Source organism: Burkholderia sp. AU27893 (genome assembly GCF_002223205.1).
GTDB lineage: Bacteria > Pseudomonadota > Gammaproteobacteria > Burkholderiales > Burkholderiaceae > Burkholderia.
The window spans coordinates 531,553-546,593 of the sequence record NZ_NKFD01000001.1 but is presented as its reverse complement, the minus strand read 5'-3'; the positions used below and the strand labels follow the sequence as shown (position 1 = coordinate 546,593).

General features: G+C 64.0%; 13 protein-coding genes, 2 tRNA genes and 1 rRNA gene. 10 read left to right on the top strand and 6 right to left on the bottom strand.

Features of this window, described 5'->3' with window-relative positions:
* Window positions 1-107: 107 nt before the first annotated feature.
* From CFB47_RS02580 to CFB47_RS02565, 4 genes are all read right to left on the bottom strand, one after another.
* Window positions 108-183: transfer RNA gene (locus CFB47_RS02580), tRNA-Ala, on the bottom strand.
* 43 nt (window positions 184-226) lie between these two features.
* Window positions 227-303 (bottom strand) — tRNA-Ile (locus tag CFB47_RS02575).
* A 64-nt stretch (window positions 304-367) separates the two neighbouring features.
* A 16S ribosomal RNA gene (locus CFB47_RS02570) occupies window positions 368-1,900 on the bottom strand.
* A gap of 565 nt (window positions 1,901-2,465) precedes the next feature.
* Window positions 2,466-3,242, bottom strand: coding sequence for an enoyl-CoA hydratase (locus CFB47_RS02565; protein ID WP_069247041.1), 777 nt, complete (start codon window positions 3,240-3,242; stop codon window positions 2,466-2,468).
* A gap of 129 nt (window positions 3,243-3,371) precedes the next feature.
* Here CFB47_RS02565 and paaN point away from each other — a divergent pair, with 129 nt between their 5' ends.
* From paaN to paaK, 5 genes are all read left to right on the top strand, one after another.
* The gene (gene paaN / locus CFB47_RS02560; protein ID WP_089455520.1) at window positions 3,372-5,078 is read left to right on the top strand and encodes a phenylacetic acid degradation protein PaaN; all 1,707 of its coding nucleotides are present in this window, start codon (window positions 3,372-3,374) and stop codon (window positions 5,076-5,078) included.
* 87 nt (window positions 5,079-5,165) lie between these two features.
* A complete protein-coding gene (gene pcaF, locus CFB47_RS02555) occupies window positions 5,166-6,368 on the top strand; it encodes a 3-oxoadipyl-CoA thiolase (protein ID WP_089455529.1) in 1,203 nt (400 codons plus the stop codon).
* Window positions 6,369-6,413: 45 nt separating this feature from the next.
* Window positions 6,414-7,205, top strand: coding sequence for a 2-(1,2-epoxy-1,2-dihydrophenyl)acetyl-CoA isomerase PaaG (gene paaG, locus CFB47_RS02550; protein ID WP_089455519.1), 792 nt, complete (start codon window positions 6,414-6,416; stop codon window positions 7,203-7,205).
* A gap of 1 nt (window position 7,206) precedes the next feature.
* Entirely contained in the window at window positions 7,207-7,659 is a 453-nt protein-coding gene (gene paaI, locus CFB47_RS02545) for a hydroxyphenylacetyl-CoA thioesterase PaaI (protein WP_089460395.1), read from the top strand.
* Between the two features lie 38 nt (window positions 7,660-7,697).
* Window positions 7,698-8,996 carry a phenylacetate--CoA ligase PaaK gene (gene paaK / locus CFB47_RS02540; protein WP_089455518.1) on the top strand — a complete coding sequence of 433 codons (1,299 nt, stop codon included), beginning with the start codon at window positions 7,698-7,700 and terminating at the stop codon, window positions 8,994-8,996.
* A 264-nt stretch (window positions 8,997-9,260) separates the two neighbouring features.
* Here the strand turns inward: paaK and CFB47_RS02535 are convergent, their stop codons facing one another.
* Entirely contained in the window at window positions 9,261-10,385 is a 1,125-nt protein-coding gene (locus tag CFB47_RS02535) for a murein transglycosylase A (RefSeq protein WP_242808690.1), read from the bottom strand.
* A gap of 28 nt (window positions 10,386-10,413) precedes the next feature.
* Between CFB47_RS02535 and CFB47_RS41615 the strand changes: the two genes are divergently transcribed.
* Entirely contained in the window at window positions 10,414-10,545 is a 132-nt protein-coding gene (locus tag CFB47_RS41615) for a hypothetical protein (RefSeq protein ID WP_256940834.1), read from the top strand.
* 22 nt (window positions 10,546-10,567) lie between these two features.
* On the opposite strand, the gene apaG is transcribed toward CFB47_RS41615, so the two are convergent.
* Window positions 10,568-10,942: a Co2+/Mg2+ efflux protein ApaG gene (apaG, locus tag CFB47_RS02530; protein WP_011350820.1), complete on the bottom strand. Its 375-nt coding sequence runs from the start codon at window positions 10,940-10,942 to the stop codon at window positions 10,568-10,570.
* Window positions 10,943-11,120: 178 nt separating this feature from the next.
* Between apaG and rpe the strand changes: the two genes are divergently transcribed.
* The 4 genes from rpe to CFB47_RS02510 all read left to right on the top strand — a co-directional run bounded on the left by rpe (window position 11,121) and on the right by CFB47_RS02510 (window position 15,031).
* The gene (gene rpe / locus CFB47_RS02525) at window positions 11,121-11,807 is read left to right on the top strand and encodes a ribulose-phosphate 3-epimerase (protein WP_089460394.1); all 687 of its coding nucleotides are present in this window, start codon (window positions 11,121-11,123) and stop codon (window positions 11,805-11,807) included.
* A gap of 4 nt (window positions 11,808-11,811) precedes the next feature.
* On the top strand, window positions 11,812-12,576 hold the full coding sequence (locus CFB47_RS02520) for a phosphoglycolate phosphatase (protein ID WP_089439140.1): 765 nt from the start codon (window positions 11,812-11,814) through the stop codon (window positions 12,574-12,576).
* 357 nt (window positions 12,577-12,933) lie between these two features.
* Window positions 12,934-14,427, top strand: coding sequence for an anthranilate synthase component I (gene trpE, locus CFB47_RS02515; protein ID WP_089460393.1), 1,494 nt, complete (start codon window positions 12,934-12,936; stop codon window positions 14,425-14,427).
* 13 nt (window positions 14,428-14,440) lie between these two features.
* The gene (locus CFB47_RS02510; RefSeq protein WP_089460392.1) at window positions 14,441-15,031 is read left to right on the top strand and encodes an aminodeoxychorismate/anthranilate synthase component II; all 591 of its coding nucleotides are present in this window, start codon (window positions 14,441-14,443) and stop codon (window positions 15,029-15,031) included.
* Window positions 15,032-15,041: the final 10 nt, after the last annotated feature.

The window sequence follows — 15,041 nt, the reverse complement described above, 5'->3', positions numbered from 1 at the left end:
TGTTAAAGAACGACAGCCGATACATACTACGTATCACTCTGACTGGCTCAATCGCCAATGCAAAATTCTCGGTTCAGTGTCTGAACCAAGCTCTTAGCGTTGGTGATTGGTGGAGGCAGACGGGATCGAACCGACGACCCCCTGCTTGCAAAGCAGGTGCTCTCCCAGCTGAGCTATGCCCCCATGAGTACAGATTTGCCTCAGGGTGTACCGCCACACAAGACGGTGGTGGGTCTGGTTGGATTCGAACCAACGACCCCCGCCTTATCAAGACGGTGCTCTAACCGACTGAGCTACAGACCCCTGAGTCTGTCTTTAAATTTACAGCCGATAAGCGTGAGCGCTCAACTTGTGCGAGAAGCTCTGGAAAGGAGGTGATCCAGCCGCACCTTCCGATACGGCTACCTTGTTACGACTTCACCCCAGTCATGAATCCTACCGTGGTGACCGTCCTCCTTGCGGTTAGACTAGCCACTTCTGGTAAAACCCACTCCCATGGTGTGACGGGCGGTGTGTACAAGACCCGGGAACGTATTCACCGCGGCATGCTGATCCGCGATTACTAGCGATTCCAGCTTCATGCACTCGAGTTGCAGAGTGCAATCCGGACTACGATCGGTTTTCTGGGATTAGCTCCCCCTCGCGGGTTGGCAACCCTCTGTTCCGACCATTGTATGACGTGTGAAGCCCTACCCATAAGGGCCATGAGGACTTGACGTCATCCCCACCTTCCTCCGGTTTGTCACCGGCAGTCTCCTTAGAGTGCTCTTGCGTAGCAACTAAGGACAAGGGTTGCGCTCGTTGCGGGACTTAACCCAACATCTCACGACACGAGCTGACGACAGCCATGCAGCACCTGTGCGCCGGTTCTCTTTCGAGCACTCCCGCCTCTCAGCAGGATTCCGACCATGTCAAGGGTAGGTAAGGTTTTTCGCGTTGCATCGAATTAATCCACATCATCCACCGCTTGTGCGGGTCCCCGTCAATTCCTTTGAGTTTTAATCTTGCGACCGTACTCCCCAGGCGGTCAACTTCACGCGTTAGCTACGTTACTAAGGAAATGAATCCCCAACAACTAGTTGACATCGTTTAGGGCGTGGACTACCAGGGTATCTAATCCTGTTTGCTCCCCACGCTTTCGTGCATGAGCGTCAGTATTGGCCCAGGGGGCTGCCTTCGCCATCGGTATTCCTCCACATCTCTACGCATTTCACTGCTACACGTGGAATTCTACCCCCCTCTGCCATACTCTAGCCTGCCAGTCACCAATGCAGTTCCCAGGTTGAGCCCGGGGATTTCACATCGGTCTTAGCAAACCGCCTGCGCACGCTTTACGCCCAGTAATTCCGATTAACGCTCGCACCCTACGTATTACCGCGGCTGCTGGCACGTAGTTAGCCGGTGCTTATTCTTCCGGTACCGTCATCCCCCGACTGTATTAGAGCCAAGGATTTCTTTCCGGACAAAAGTGCTTTACAACCCGAAGGCCTTCTTCACACACGCGGCATTGCTGGATCAGGCTTTCGCCCATTGTCCAAAATTCCCCACTGCTGCCTCCCGTAGGAGTCTGGGCCGTGTCTCAGTCCCAGTGTGGCTGGTCGTCCTCTCAGACCAGCTACTGATCGTCGCCTTGGTAGGCCTTTACCCCACCAACTAGCTAATCAGCCATCGGCCAACCCTATAGCGCGAGGCCCGAAGGTCCCCCGCTTTCATCCGTAGATCGTATGCGGTATTAATCCGGCTTTCGCCGGGCTATCCCCCACTACAGGACATGTTCCGATGTATTACTCACCCGTTCGCCACTCGCCACCAGGTGCAAGCACCCGTGCTGCCGTTCGACTTGCATGTGTAAGGCATGCCGCCAGCGTTCAATCTGAGCCAGGATCAAACTCTTCAGTTTAAACCTGTTACTGTTTTCGGTTCAGTTAAGAACCGGTCGCTCACTCAAAGCTGACAGGTAAATGAATTACTTCATAAACCTGACTTACTTTAGTGTGAGACTCTTGATACTTTCGCTATCTGATCCGAGGATCAGCTCGCTTCCATCAAGCGCCCACACTTATCGGCTGTTAATTTTTAAAGAGCATTCTGCGAGGAACTTCGCGTTTCTCAGCAGCGCTGCGTTTTCAGCAGCAGAGAAGCGAGATTATGAACCGTGTTTCGCAGCTCGTCAACAACTTTTTACACTACATCGTTGCGACTGCGGGGCTCAACTTCCAGGCTAGTGGCGCGCTCCAGACTCCAGCACACCGCCCACCCTGCTTCCCTCTCCCGCGCCGCGTTTCCGTTAGCGCGAAAGAGGCGTGATTCTAAGCACCCACCCCCGTCTACGCAAGCCCTTTGTGAAAATATTTTGAAAAAGCCCCCGTGCGCTGACGCGCACGGGGCTTCGGGCTCGACCGGCCAAGCAATCATGCCGGCAATCGATACTGACCAACCTCCCGCCGCCTACCCTGACAGCACGATCAGCGGTGCTTGAACACCGGCTTCCGCTTTTCGACGAATGCCGCCATCCCCTCCTTCTGGTCTTCGGTCGCGAACAACGAATGGAACAGCCGACGTTCGAAATGGACGCCTTCGGCCAGCGTCGTCTCGTACGCACGGTTCACCGACTCCTTGACCATCATGACCGCGGGCAGCGAAAACTCGGCGATCGTCGCTGCGGCGGCAAGCGCCTCGTCGAGCAGCGTGTCGGCCGGCAGCACGCGAGACACGAGCCCAGCGCGCTCCGCTTCGGCTGCGTCCATGAAACGGGCAGTCAGGCACATATCCATCGCCTTCGCTTTCGACACCGCGCGCGGCAAGCGCTGCGTGCCGCCCGCACCCGGCATGACACCCAGCTTGATTTCCGGCTGGCCGAACTTGGCCGTGTCCGCCGCAAAGATGATGTCGCACATCATGGCCAGCTCGCAGCCACCACCCAACGCAAAGCCCGAAACCGCGGCAATGATCGGCTTGCGGATCTCGCGGACCGTCTCCCAGTTGCGCGTGATGTAGTCGCCCCGATAGACGTCCATATAGGAGTAGGTCGCCATCATGCCGATGTCGGCGCCCGCCGCGAACGCCTTCTCGCTCCCGGTCACGACGATCGCGCCGATGCCATCGTCCGCATCGAACGCTTTCAGCGCGGCTCCCAGTTCATCCATCAGCGCATCGTTCAGCGCATTCAGCGCCTTCGGACGGTTCAGCGTAACCAGCCCGACACGCCCCCGGGTCTCCACCAGGATGTTCTCGTAAGCCATCTATTTCTCCTCGATCAATGAAATGAGAAACGCCTCGCACATGCGAATAGTTTGATGCTACCATTCTCCGACCAACCGGTCGGTTAATTAATCGATCCAACCCCTCTCAACGTCCATCAGGCCGCCGCCATGACCCATGCACTGTTCACGAAGCACGAAGACACGCTGAAACACGCACTCGCCGCCATCGAGAGCCGCGGGTATTGGAGCCCGTTCGCCGAAATGCCGAGCCCCAAAGTGTACGGGGAAAGCGCGAACGCAGATGGCGAGGCCGCGTTCAAGTCGCATCTCGACAAGACGTTCGCGATCGACCAGCCGGCATCAGGAGAAACGGTCGGCGCAGAGCGCTCGCCGTACGGTATTGCACTGGGCCTCCGGTATCCGAAGTCGACGCCCGACGAGCTGATCGCTGCCGCTGCCGCAGCACAGCGCTCATGGCGCGAAGCCGGCCCGAGCGCCTGGATCGGCGTCAGTCTCGAAATCCTCGCGCGCCTGAATCGCGCCAGCTTCGAAATCGCCTACAGCGTGATGCACACCACGGGGCAGGCATTCATGATGGCGTTCCAGGCCGGTGGCCCGCACGCACAAGATCGTGCGCTCGAAGCAGTCGCCTATGCATGGGACGAACTGCGCCGCATCCCGGCCGACGCACACTGGGAAAAGCCGCAAGGCAAGAACCCGCCGCTCGCAATGCACAAGCGCTACACGATCGTCCCGCGCGGCACGGGGCTTGTGCTCGGCTGCTGCACCTTCCCGACCTGGAACGGTTACCCGGGCCTGTTCGCCGATCTCGCAACTGGCAACACCGTGATCGTCAAGCCGCATCCGGGCGCGATCCTGCCGCTCGCCATCACCGTCCGGATCGCTCGCGACGTGCTGCGCGAAGCCGGTTTCGATCCGAACGTCGTCACGCTCCTCGCGACCGAACCCAACGACGGCGCACTCGTCCAGGATCTCGCGCTGCGCCCCGAGATCAAGCTGATCGACTTCACCGGCAGCACGCAAAACGGCACGTGGCTCGAACGCCATGCCCATCAGGCACAGGTCTATACAGAGAAGGCCGGCGTCAACCAGATCGTGATCGACTCGACCGACGACCTGAAGGCCGCTGCCAAGAACATCGCGTTTTCGCTGGCGCTGTACTCCGGCCAGATGTGCACGGCACCGCAGAACATCTACGTACCGCGCGACGGCATCCGGACGGCGGACGGCCATGCGAGCTTCGACGAGGTCGCACAGGCCATCGCCGTTGCCGTGCAAAAACTCACCGGCGACCCGGCACGCTCGGTCGAACTGATCGGCGCCATCCAGAACGAAAGCGTGACCGCGCGCATCGACAACGCACGCAAGCTCGGCCGCGTGCTCGCCGACAGCCTGACCCTCCAGCACCCTGCGTTCCCTGATGCCCGCGTGCGCACGCCGCTCGTGCTGCAACTCGACGTGGCCGATCGCGAGAAATTCACGCAGGAGTGGTTCGGCCCGATCTCGTTCGTGATCGCGACCGACTCGACCGCGCAGTCGCTCGACCTCGCCGGGGAAATCGCGGCGGAACATGGCGCGCTGACCCTCTCCGTCTACAGCACCGACGACGCGATCGTCGACGCCGCCCACGATGCGGCGGTACGCGGTGGCGTCGCACTGTCGATCAACCTGACGGGCGGCGTGTTCGTGAACCAGTCGGCAGCGTTCTCGGATTTCCACGGCACGGGCGCGAATCCGGCAGCCAACGCGGCGCTGGCCGACCCGGCGTTCGTCGCCAACCGGTTCCGCGTAGTGCAAAGCCGTGTCCATGTTGCGCCGAAAGCAGCACCCGTGGAAGCCGGCCAACCGGCATAACCCGAATGGCCGACGTGCAAACGCCGCCACGTTCTCTACCATGAACGAATCCGCCACCCGGCGGGTTCGTTGCTCATCGATACGCCCATGACAGACGCCTTTATCTGCGACGCGATTCGCACTCCCATCGGCCGCTACGGCGGCGCCCTGAAAGACGTCCGTGCCGACGACCTCGGTGCAGTGCCGCTCAAGGCGCTCATCGAGCGCAACCGTGACGTCGACTGGACGGCAATCGACGATGTGATCTACGGCTGCGCAAACCAGGCCGGCGAGGACAACCGCAACGTAGCGCGCATGTCGGCGTTGCTCGCGGGCCTGCCGACCGACGTGCCCGGCACGACGCTGAACCGGCTGTGCGGCTCCGGGATGGACGCGGTCGGCACAGCCGCGCGCGCGATCAAGGCCGGCGAGGCGCGTCTGATGATCGCGGGCGGCGTCGAGAGCATGACGCGTGCGCCGTTCGTGATGGGCAAGGCCCCGAGCGCGTTCGCACGCCAGGCCGACATCTTCGACACGACGATCGGCTGGCGCTTCATCAATCCCCTGATGAAACAGCTTTATGGCGTCGATTCGATGCCCGAGACGGCCGAAAACGTCGCGGTCGACTACAACATCAGCCGCGCCGACCAGGATCTGTTCGCGCTGCGCAGCCAGCAAAAGGCCGCGCGTGCGCAGCAGGACGGTACGCTCGCCGACGAAATCGTTGCCGTCACGATTCCGCAGAAGAAAGGTGATCCGCTGGTCGTATCGCGCGACGAGCATCCGCGCGAGACATCGCTCGAAGCGCTCGCGAAGCTGAAGGGCGTCGTGCGTCCGGACGGCTCGGTGACGGCCGGCAACGCCTCGGGCGTCAACGACGGTGCGTGCGCGCTGCTGCTCGCCAATGCGCTGGCAGCCGACCAGTACGGCCTGCGCCGCCGCGCACGCGTCATCGGCATGGCGACAGCCGGCGTCGCGCCGCGCGTGATGGGCATCGGCCCCGCGCCGGCCACGCAAAAACTGCTGCACCGACTCGGCATGACCATCGATCAATTCGACGTGATCGAGCTGAACGAGGCGTTCGCGTCCCAAGGTCTCGCGGTGCTGCGCATGCTCGGCGTCGCCGACGACGATCCGCGCGTGAACCCGAACGGTGGAGCAATCGCATTGGGCCATCCGCTCGGCGCATCGGGCGCCCGGCTCGTGACCACGGCGCTCCACCAACTCGAGCGTACGGGCGGCCGCTTTGCGCTCTGTACGATGTGCATCGGCGTCGGCCAGGGCATCGCACTCGCGATCGAACGCGTGTAACCCACGCACGGCGCGCCTATAACGAAGTCATGAAGGAGACACTGCATGTCCTATCAGGCGATTCAGCTGGAAATCGATCAGGCCTCGAACGTAGCCACGATTACCCTCAGCCGTCCCGACAAGCTGAACAGCTTTACGCGGGCGATGCATCGCGAGTTGCAGTCGGCGCTCGATGATGTCGAGGCGGCCGGCGCGCGCGCGCTGATTCTGACAGGTGCGGGGCGCGGCTTCTGCGCGGGCCAGGACCTGGCTGATCTCGACTTCACGCCGGGCGCGTCCACCGATCTCGGCGCGCTGATCGACGAGCACTTCAATCCACTGATCCGCCGCCTGCAGCATCTGCCGATTCCGGTGATCGCCGCCGTCAACGGCACCGCGGCCGGCGCCGGTGCGAATCTCGCGCTCGCCTGCGATCTCGTGTTCGCCGCCCGCTCGAGCAGCTTCATCCAGGCCTTCGTCAAGATCGGTCTCGTGCCCGATTCGGGCGGCACGTGGTTCCTGCCGCAACGCGTCGGCATGGCCCGCGCGCTGGGGCTCGCGCTGACCGGCGACAAGCTCGACGCCGAACAGGCCGAGCAATGGGGCTTGATCTGGCGCGCGGTCGACGACGATGCGCTCGCTGCGTCAGCCCGCCAGCTCGCCACCCAGCTCGCGCAGCAGCCGACGCTCGCGATCGCATCGATCAAGCAATCGATGCGTGCCAGTGTCACGAACACGCTCGACCAGCAACTCGACATGGAACGCGACCTGCAGCGCAGGCTCGGCCAGTCGCACGACTACGCGGAAGGCGTGAAGGCATTCATCGAGAAGCGCGCGCCGCGCTTCGAGGGGCGTTGACATGACAAACGCCACTGCCACGCTCGACCCCGATGCACTCGCCCGCGCCACCGCGCGGGCCATGTACGACGCCGACGCATGCAGCCGTGCGTTCGGGATGGAAATTGCCGAAGTCCGAGCCGGCTACGCGCGCCTGCAGATGCGCGTGCGGCCCGAATTCCTGAACGGGCATCAGACCTGCCATGGCGGGATCATCTTCACGCTGGCCGATTCGACGTTCGCGTTCGCGTGTAACTCGTACAACGTGAATACCGTCGCGGCCGGCTGCTCGATCGAATTCCTGCGCCCCGTGCACGGCGATGACGTGCTGACGGCCGAGGCGATCGAGCAGGCGCGCGCCGGCCGCCAAGGCATCTACGACATCCGCGTCACGAACCAGACCGGCGACACCGTCGCGATGTTTCGCGGCAAATCCGCCCAGATCAAGGGCACGGTCATCCCGGAAGACCGCTGACGTCGACGGCTCGCACATAACAAACACTGGAGACATGCATGACTACCCCGCTACCGCTCGAGCCGATCGAGACCGCCTCACGCGACGAGCTGACCGCGCTGCAGCTCGAGCGCCTCAAGTGGTCGCTCCGGCATGCGTATGACCACTCCCCCGTCTATCGTCGCAAGTTCGACGACGCGGGTGTCCATCCGGACGACCTGAAGACGCTCGCCGACCTGTCGCGTTTCCCGTTCACGACGAAGAGCGACCTGCGCGACAGTTACCCGTTCGGGATGTTCGCGGTGCCGCAAGACCAGATCTCGCGCATTCATGCGTCGTCGGGCACGACCGGCAAGCCGACGGTCGTCGGCTATACGGCCGGCGACATCGACACTTGGGCGAATCTCGTCGCGCGCTCGATCCGCGCCGCCGGTGCGCGCCGCGGCGACAAGGTGCACGTCAGCTACGGCTATGGCCTGTTCACGGGCGGGCTTGGCGCGCACTACGGCGCCGAACGCGCAGGGCTGACCGTGATCCCGTTCGGTGGCGGCCAGACCGAGAAGCAGGTGCAGCTGATTCAGGATTTCCGACCCGACATCATCATGGTGACGCCGAGCTACATGCTGTCGATCGCCGACGAAATCGAGCGCCAAGGTCTCGATCCCGTGCAGAGTTCGCTGCGCATCGGCATCTTCGGCGCGGAACCCTGGACCAACGACATGCGCGTCGCGATCGAGCAGCGGATGGGCATCGATGCGGTCGACATTTACGGGCTGTCCGAAGTGATGGGCCCCGGCGTCGCATCCGAATGCGTCGAGACCAAGGATGGTCCGACCATCTGGGAAGACCACTTCTACCCGGAAATCATCGATCCCGAAACCGGCGAAGTGCTTCCGGACGGCGAACTCGGCGAGCTCGTGTTCACGTCGCTGACGAAGGAGGCGCTGCCGATCGTCCGCTACCGGACCCGCGACCTCACGCGGCTGTTGCCCGGCACTGCCCGCACGATGCGCCGGATGGAGAAAATCACCGGGCGCTCGGACGACATGATGATCGTGCGCGGCGTCAACGTGTTCCCGACGCAAATCGAGGAGCAGTTGCTCAAGCAGCGCGCGCTCGCGCCACACTATCAGATCGTGCTGACGAAGGAAGGTCCGCTCGACGTGATGACGCTCAATGTCGAGCCTTGCCCCGAGACAGCACCCGATACGGCGGCGATCCATGCGGCAAAACAGGCGCTCGCCTACGACATCAAGTCGCTGATCGGCGTGACGGCCGTGATCAACGTGCTGCCCGTGAACGGGATCGAGCGGTCGGTCGGCAAGGCGCGACGCGTCGTCGACAAGCGCAGGGGCTGACGAAAGTCGCTGCGCGTCAATCACGCGCGGTGAATCCGTGGCTGCAAATGAAACAGCCCGATCGGCCAACACCGATCGGGCTGTTTCATTCCGGGATGCATTTGGGCATCCGCCGACGCAACAAGCGCATCGCGAAATCTGACACAGCACGTCCGCCCTCACGGTCCGAGCGACGTGCCCCGCGCACACCGCCGCTTCCACGAATGCTGCGCCTACCGCATTGACGGTGACCCGAGAAACCCCAGCCACCCGCGCCGCGCCACATCACGAATTCGGGAACAGCAGCCACATCCGGCCGACCTGCTTCATCCGCCCGGCCTGATCGCCTGCATCGTCGCCGAGCCCCCAGAAATAGTCGGCGCGTACGCCGCCCTTGATCGCGGAGCCCGTATCCTGCGCGAAAACAAGCCGGTTCATCGGCGTATTCGTCAGCGGGCGCGTCGTCTGCAGGAACACGGGCGTGCCAAGCGGGATCGACGACGGATCGACGGCGATCGAGCGCTCCGGCGTCAGCGGCACGCCCAGCGCGCCGATCGGGCCGTCCGCGCCGCCGTGCGGTGCATCTTCCTTGGTCGGCATGTCGCGGAAGAACACGAACCGCGGATTCGTGTCGAGCAACGCGTCGACGCGGGTCGGGTTCGCCTTCGCCCACGCCTTGATGCCCTGCATCGTCGCTTGGGCAGGCGTCAGCTCGCCGCGATCGAGCAGCCACTTGCCGATCGAGCGGTACGGCTGGTTGTTGGTGCCGCCGAAGCCGACCCGCATCACCGAACCGTCGTCGAGCAGCACGCGCCCCGAGCCCTGCACCTGCAGGAAGAACGCCTCGATCGGGTCGTCGACCCACACGAGTTCGTTGCCGTTCAGGATGCCGGCGCGTTCGAGCTGCGCGCGTGCCGGCAACGCGGCGCCCGGGCGATAACCGGCCGGCCAGCGGTAGAGCGCGTACTGATACGGACCGCGACGCACGCGCGAACCATGCAGCAGCGGCTCGTAATAGCCGGTCACGAGCCCGTCGAGCGTACCGTCGGTGTTCGCAAGCTGGAACGGCGTGAAATACGTTTCGAAGAACGTGCGTGCACTGCTGACGTCGAGCTCGTCGAGCCGGTCGGCGGCCGCGCAGGCGCGTGTCCAGGCCGGCTGGCGCGCGAGCCGCACGCAGTTCTGCCGCAGCGCGGCGGTTGCGCCGAGCAGCGAATCGTCCTGCCAGCCCGGCACCTGCTGCCACGCGACCGGCGTGAGCCGCTTCGCGGCGACCTGTCCCGGCACGATCGCCGCGCCGGTCGGCGGCTTCAGCGACGACGTCCGCGTCGGCGCGCCACCGCACGCCGCCAGCAGCGCCGCCGCGGCAGCCGCCGCGACCCACCCGGCCACCCGGGGCCCAAACCACATACAATGTCCGTTCTTGATGGAAACCGCCATGTCAGATTTTCTCGACCAATATCCGATGCTCATCTTCGCGCTCGAAGCCTTCGTAGCGCTCGCCCTGCTGATCTTCATCGTCGTGTGGACGTCGTCGGGCAGAAAGAAGCACACCCGCAAGCCGCGCTAATACCCTGACGCACTCCGCACGCTCAATGCAGCGTGCGCGGCATGTGCAGTGCGAACTCGTCGACCGGCGCCTCGAAACGCTCGCCGTCCTCCGCCACGCAGAAGTACGCGCCACGCATCGTGCCGACCGGTGTCGCGATCACGGCCCAGCTCGTGTACTCGAAGTGCTCGCCCGGCTGCAGCAGCGGCTGGTGCCCGACGACGCCGAGCCCCTTCACTTCCTGCACGTGGTTCTCGCTGTCCGTGATGATCCAGTGACGCGCGATCAGCTGCGCCGCGACCTGTCCCGTGTTGCGGATCGTCAGCGTGTACGCGAATGCGTATTGACGGCGATCGGGGTCGGATTGTTCCGGCAAGTAGCTGGTTTTCACCGAAACGGTGAATTGATACTGACTCATGGTGTTTCCGCTGGAAGATGACCGCCCGTGCCGGCATGGGCAACGGGGCCGCGGGCGCGCCGCATTGGTTCGGCATTCTATGCGCAATCCGGCCTCGACCGCACGGCCTGCCGCCGCGCACCGGGTCGCCGGACGGTAGAATGGCGCTTTTGCGCCGCAACGCCCCCGCTCCCCTGCCATGACCCAATTCCGCATCGCTCCCAGCATCCTGTCGGCCGATTTCGCACGACTCGGCGAAGAAGTCCGCAACGTGGTCGCCGCCGGCGCCGACTGGATCCACTTCGACGTGATGGACAACCATTACGTGCCGAACCTGACCATCGGCCCGCTCGTATGCGAAGCGATCCGCCCGCACGTACAGGTGCCGATCGACGTGCACCTGATGGTGCGCCCGGTCGACCGGATCGTGCCCGATTTTGCGAAGGCCGGTGCCGACCTGATCAGCTTCCACCCGGAAGGCTCCGATCACATCGACCGCACGCTGTCGCTGATCCGCGACCACGGCTGCAAGGCCGGCCTCGTGTTCAACCCGGCCACGCCGCTGAACTACCTCGACCACGTGATGGACCGCCTCGACTTCGTGCTGCTGATGTCGGTCAACCCGGGCTTCGGCGGCCAGTCGTTCATTCCGGAAACGCTGAACAAGCTGCGCGAAGCACGCGCACGCATCGACGCGTACACCGAGCGCACCGGCCGCGAGATCCTGCTCGAGGTCGACGGTGGCGTGAAGACCGACAACATCGCGGAAATCGCGGCGGCCGGCGCCGACACCTTCGTTGCGGGTTCGGCGATCTTCGGCAAGCCCGACTACCGCAAGGTGATCGACGAGATGCGCGCCGCGCTCGCTACCGTCGAGCGGAGCTGACGCCGTGGCCGACTCGTCGCTCGCCGGCCATGCGCCGGCCGGAGCCGCGCCGCAAGCCGCCCCGATCCGCTTCGCCACGTCGCGCATCGACGCGGCGCTGATCGATCTCGATGGCACCATGGTCGATACGGCCGACGATTTCACGGCCGGCCTGAACGGGATGCTCGCGCAGCTCGGCGCGCCGGCCACGTCGCGCGACGAGGTGATCGGCTACGTCGGCAAGGGCTCCGAACACCTGATCCAGAGCGTGCTGAAGCCGCGCTTCGCGGCCGACGAGGCGCACGCCCGCTTCGACGACGCGCTGGCGATCTACCAGACCGAGTACGCGAAGATCAACGGCCGCCACACACGCCTCTACCCGGACGTGGCCGCGGGCCTCGACGCGCTGCGCGCAGCCGGCATCCGGCTCGCATGCGTGACGAACAAGCCGCATCGCTTCGCGGTCGAGCTGCTCGAGCAATACGGGCTGGCCGATTGCTTCGGCATCGTGCTCGGCGGCGACAGCGTCGCGCGCAAGAAGCCCGATCCGCTGCCGATGCTGACGGCCTGCAACGCGCTCGGCGTCGCACCGGATGCGGCAGTCGCGATCGGCGACTCGGAAAACGATGCGCTGGCAGGCCGCGCGGCCGGGATGGCGACGCTGACGGTGCCGTATGGCTACAACCATGGCAAAGCTATACAAACGATAAATTCGGATGGTATAGTCGATTCGTTGCTGGTCGCGGCTCGCGCAATCTCCGCGCACAACGCCGGCCGGCCAACCCTCTGATTATTTCTTCCATCTGCATGTTTCTGAATAAAAAACGGAGTCTGAGCAGCATCGACCGGGGAGCCTGGCCCTGGCGTCGCTGGTCGCGCTAACCTCTTCGATGAGGTACGCTGAAGCACGTCTTCAGCGCCGTTTTTTATCTCGCTGCGCATCCGCGCGCCGATCGTCGCACCACCTCGAGTTCTACCGCGTCCGAACGCTTGCGTTCCGGCTCGGCCGCAGGCTCGCGACGTTCACGCCCGGAGTGCCGGCCGGCAACAGGCACTTCTCGATCGACCGCCCTTTCGCCGACGGCAACCTGCACAGCGTCAAGTGATCCCTGGCGCACGCGCCGCTCGTCCCGAACAGGACCGGAACATGACCGAACTCGAATTTCAATCGCTCGCGAACGAAGGCTACAACCGCATCCCGCTGATCGCGGAAGCCCTCGCCGATCTCGAAACGCCGCTGTCCCTCTACCTGAAGCTGGCCCAGCCCGAACGCTCGGGCGCCAACTCGTTCCTGCTCGAATCGGTGGTCGGCGGCGAACGCTTCGGCCGCTATTCGTTCATCGGCCTGCCGGCCCGTACGCTCGTGCGGACCCGCAACGGCGTATCGGAAGTCGTGCGCGATGGCCAGGTCGTCGAGACACATGACGGCGACCCGTTCCAGTTCATCGAATCGTTCCAGGCGCGCTTCAAGGTGGCGCAGCGCCCGGGCCTGCCACGCTTTTGCGGCGGTCTCGCCGGCTACTTCGGCTACGACGCGGTGCGCTACATCGAGAAGAAGCTCGCAAACACCGCACCGCGCGACGATCTCGGCCTGCCCGACATCCAGTTGCTGCTGACCGAGGAAGTCGCGGTCATCGACAACCTCGCCGGCAAGCTGTACCTGATCATCTACGCGGACCCGAGCCAGGCCGAAGCCTATACGAAGGCGAAACAGCGCCTGCGCGAACTCAAGCAGCGCCTGCGCACGACCGTGCAGCCGCCCGTTACGTCGGCGAGCGTGCGCACCGAGACGTTCCGCGAATTCAAGAAGGACGACTACCTGGCCGCCGTGCGCCAGGCGAAGGAATACATCGCGGCCGGCGAGCTGATGCAGATCCAGGTCGGCCAGCGCCTGACGAAACCGTACCGCGACAATCCGCTGTCGCTGTATCGCGCGCTGCGTTCGCTGAATCCGTCGCCGTACATGTACTACTACAACTTCGGCGATTTCCACGTGGTCGGCGCATCGCCGGAAATCCTCGTACGCCAGGAAAAGCGCGGCGAAGACCAGATCGTCACGATCCGCCCGCTCGCCGGCACGCGACCGCGCGGCAACACGCCCGAGCGCGACGCGGAACTCGCGACCGAGCTGCTCAGCGATCCGAAGGAGATCGCCGAGCACGTGATGCTGATCGACCTCGCACGCAACGACGTCGGCCGCATCGCGGAAATCGGCTCGGTGCACGTGACCGACCAGATGGTCATCGAGAAATACTCGCATGTGCAGCACATCGTCAGCTCGGTCGAAGGCAAGCTGAAACCCGGCATGACGAACTACGACGTGCTGCGCGCGACGTTCCCGGCCGGCACGCTGTCCGGCGCGCCGAAGGTCCGTGCGATGGAACTGATCGACGAGCTCGAGCCGGTCAAGCGCGGGCTGTACGGCGGCGCCGTCGGCTACCTGTCGTTCTCGGGCGAGATGGATCTCGCGATCGCGATCCGCACGGGCCTGATCCACAACGGCAACCTGTACGTGCAAGCGGCGGCCGGCGTCGTCGCGGATTCGGTGCCCGAATCCGAATGGCAAGAGACCGAGAACAAGGCGCGCGCGGTGCTGCGTGCGGCCGAACAGGTCCAGGACGGCCTCGATAGCGACTTCTGACCGGAGACTGACCATGCTGCTCATGATCGACAACTACGACTCGTTTACCTACAACCTGGTCCAGTACTTCGGCGAACTCGGCGAGGACGTGCGCACCTACCGCAACGACGAAATCACGCTCGACGAAATCGCGCGCCTGAATCCCGATGCGATCTGCCTGTCGCCCGGCCCGAGCAACCCGCAACACGCGGGCATCACGCTCGCCGTGCTGAAGGAATTCGCGGGCAAGAAGCCGATCCTCGGCGTGTGCCTCGGCCATCAGGCGATCGGCGAAGCCTTCGGCGGCCGCGTCGTGCGCGCGAAGACCATCATGCACGGCAAGGTGAGCAAGATCGAAACCGACTGCCGCGGCGTGTTCGCCGACCTGCCGAAGCACTTCGACGTCACGCGCTATCACTCGCTCGCGATCGAGCGCGAATCGCTGCCCGACTGCCTCGAGGTGTCCGCCTGGACCGACGACGGCGAAATCATGGGCGTGCGCCACAAGACGCTGCCGATCGAAGGCGTGCAGTTCCACCCGGAATCGATCCTGTCCGAGCATGGCCACGCGCTGCTCGAGAACTTCCTGAAACAGGCCCGCGCCGCGGCCGCGCAAGCCGCCTGACGGGAGCCTC

Coding starts and splice junctions, on each gene's coding strand:
- paaK (WP_089455518.1), top strand. CDS start 7,698: ATGACTACCCCGCTACCGCTCGAGCCGATCGAGACCGCCTCACGCGAC.
- CFB47_RS41615 (WP_256940834.1), top strand. CDS start 10,414: ATGTCAGATTTTCTCGACCAATATCCGATGCTCATCTTCGCGCTCGAA.
- apaG (WP_011350820.1), bottom strand. CDS start 10,942: ATGAGTCAGTATCAATTCACCGTTTCGGTGAAAACCAGCTACTTGCCG.
- paaG (WP_089455519.1), top strand. CDS start 6,414: ATGTCCTATCAGGCGATTCAGCTGGAAATCGATCAGGCCTCGAACGTA.
- pcaF (WP_089455529.1), top strand. CDS start 5,166: ATGACAGACGCCTTTATCTGCGACGCGATTCGCACTCCCATCGGCCGC.
- CFB47_RS02565 (WP_069247041.1), bottom strand. CDS start 3,242: ATGGCTTACGAGAACATCCTGGTGGAGACCCGGGGGCGTGTCGGGCTG.
- CFB47_RS02510 (WP_089460392.1), top strand. CDS start 14,441: ATGCTGCTCATGATCGACAACTACGACTCGTTTACCTACAACCTGGTC.
- CFB47_RS02535 (WP_242808690.1), bottom strand. CDS start 10,385: ATGTGGTTTGGGCCCCGGGTGGCCGGGTGGGTCGCGGCGGCTGCCGCG.
- rpe (WP_089460394.1), top strand. CDS start 11,121: ATGACCCAATTCCGCATCGCTCCCAGCATCCTGTCGGCCGATTTCGCA.
- paaI (WP_089460395.1), top strand. CDS start 7,207: ATGACAAACGCCACTGCCACGCTCGACCCCGATGCACTCGCCCGCGCC.
- trpE (WP_089460393.1), top strand. CDS start 12,934: ATGACCGAACTCGAATTTCAATCGCTCGCGAACGAAGGCTACAACCGC.
- paaN (WP_089455520.1), top strand. CDS start 3,372: ATGACCCATGCACTGTTCACGAAGCACGAAGACACGCTGAAACACGCA.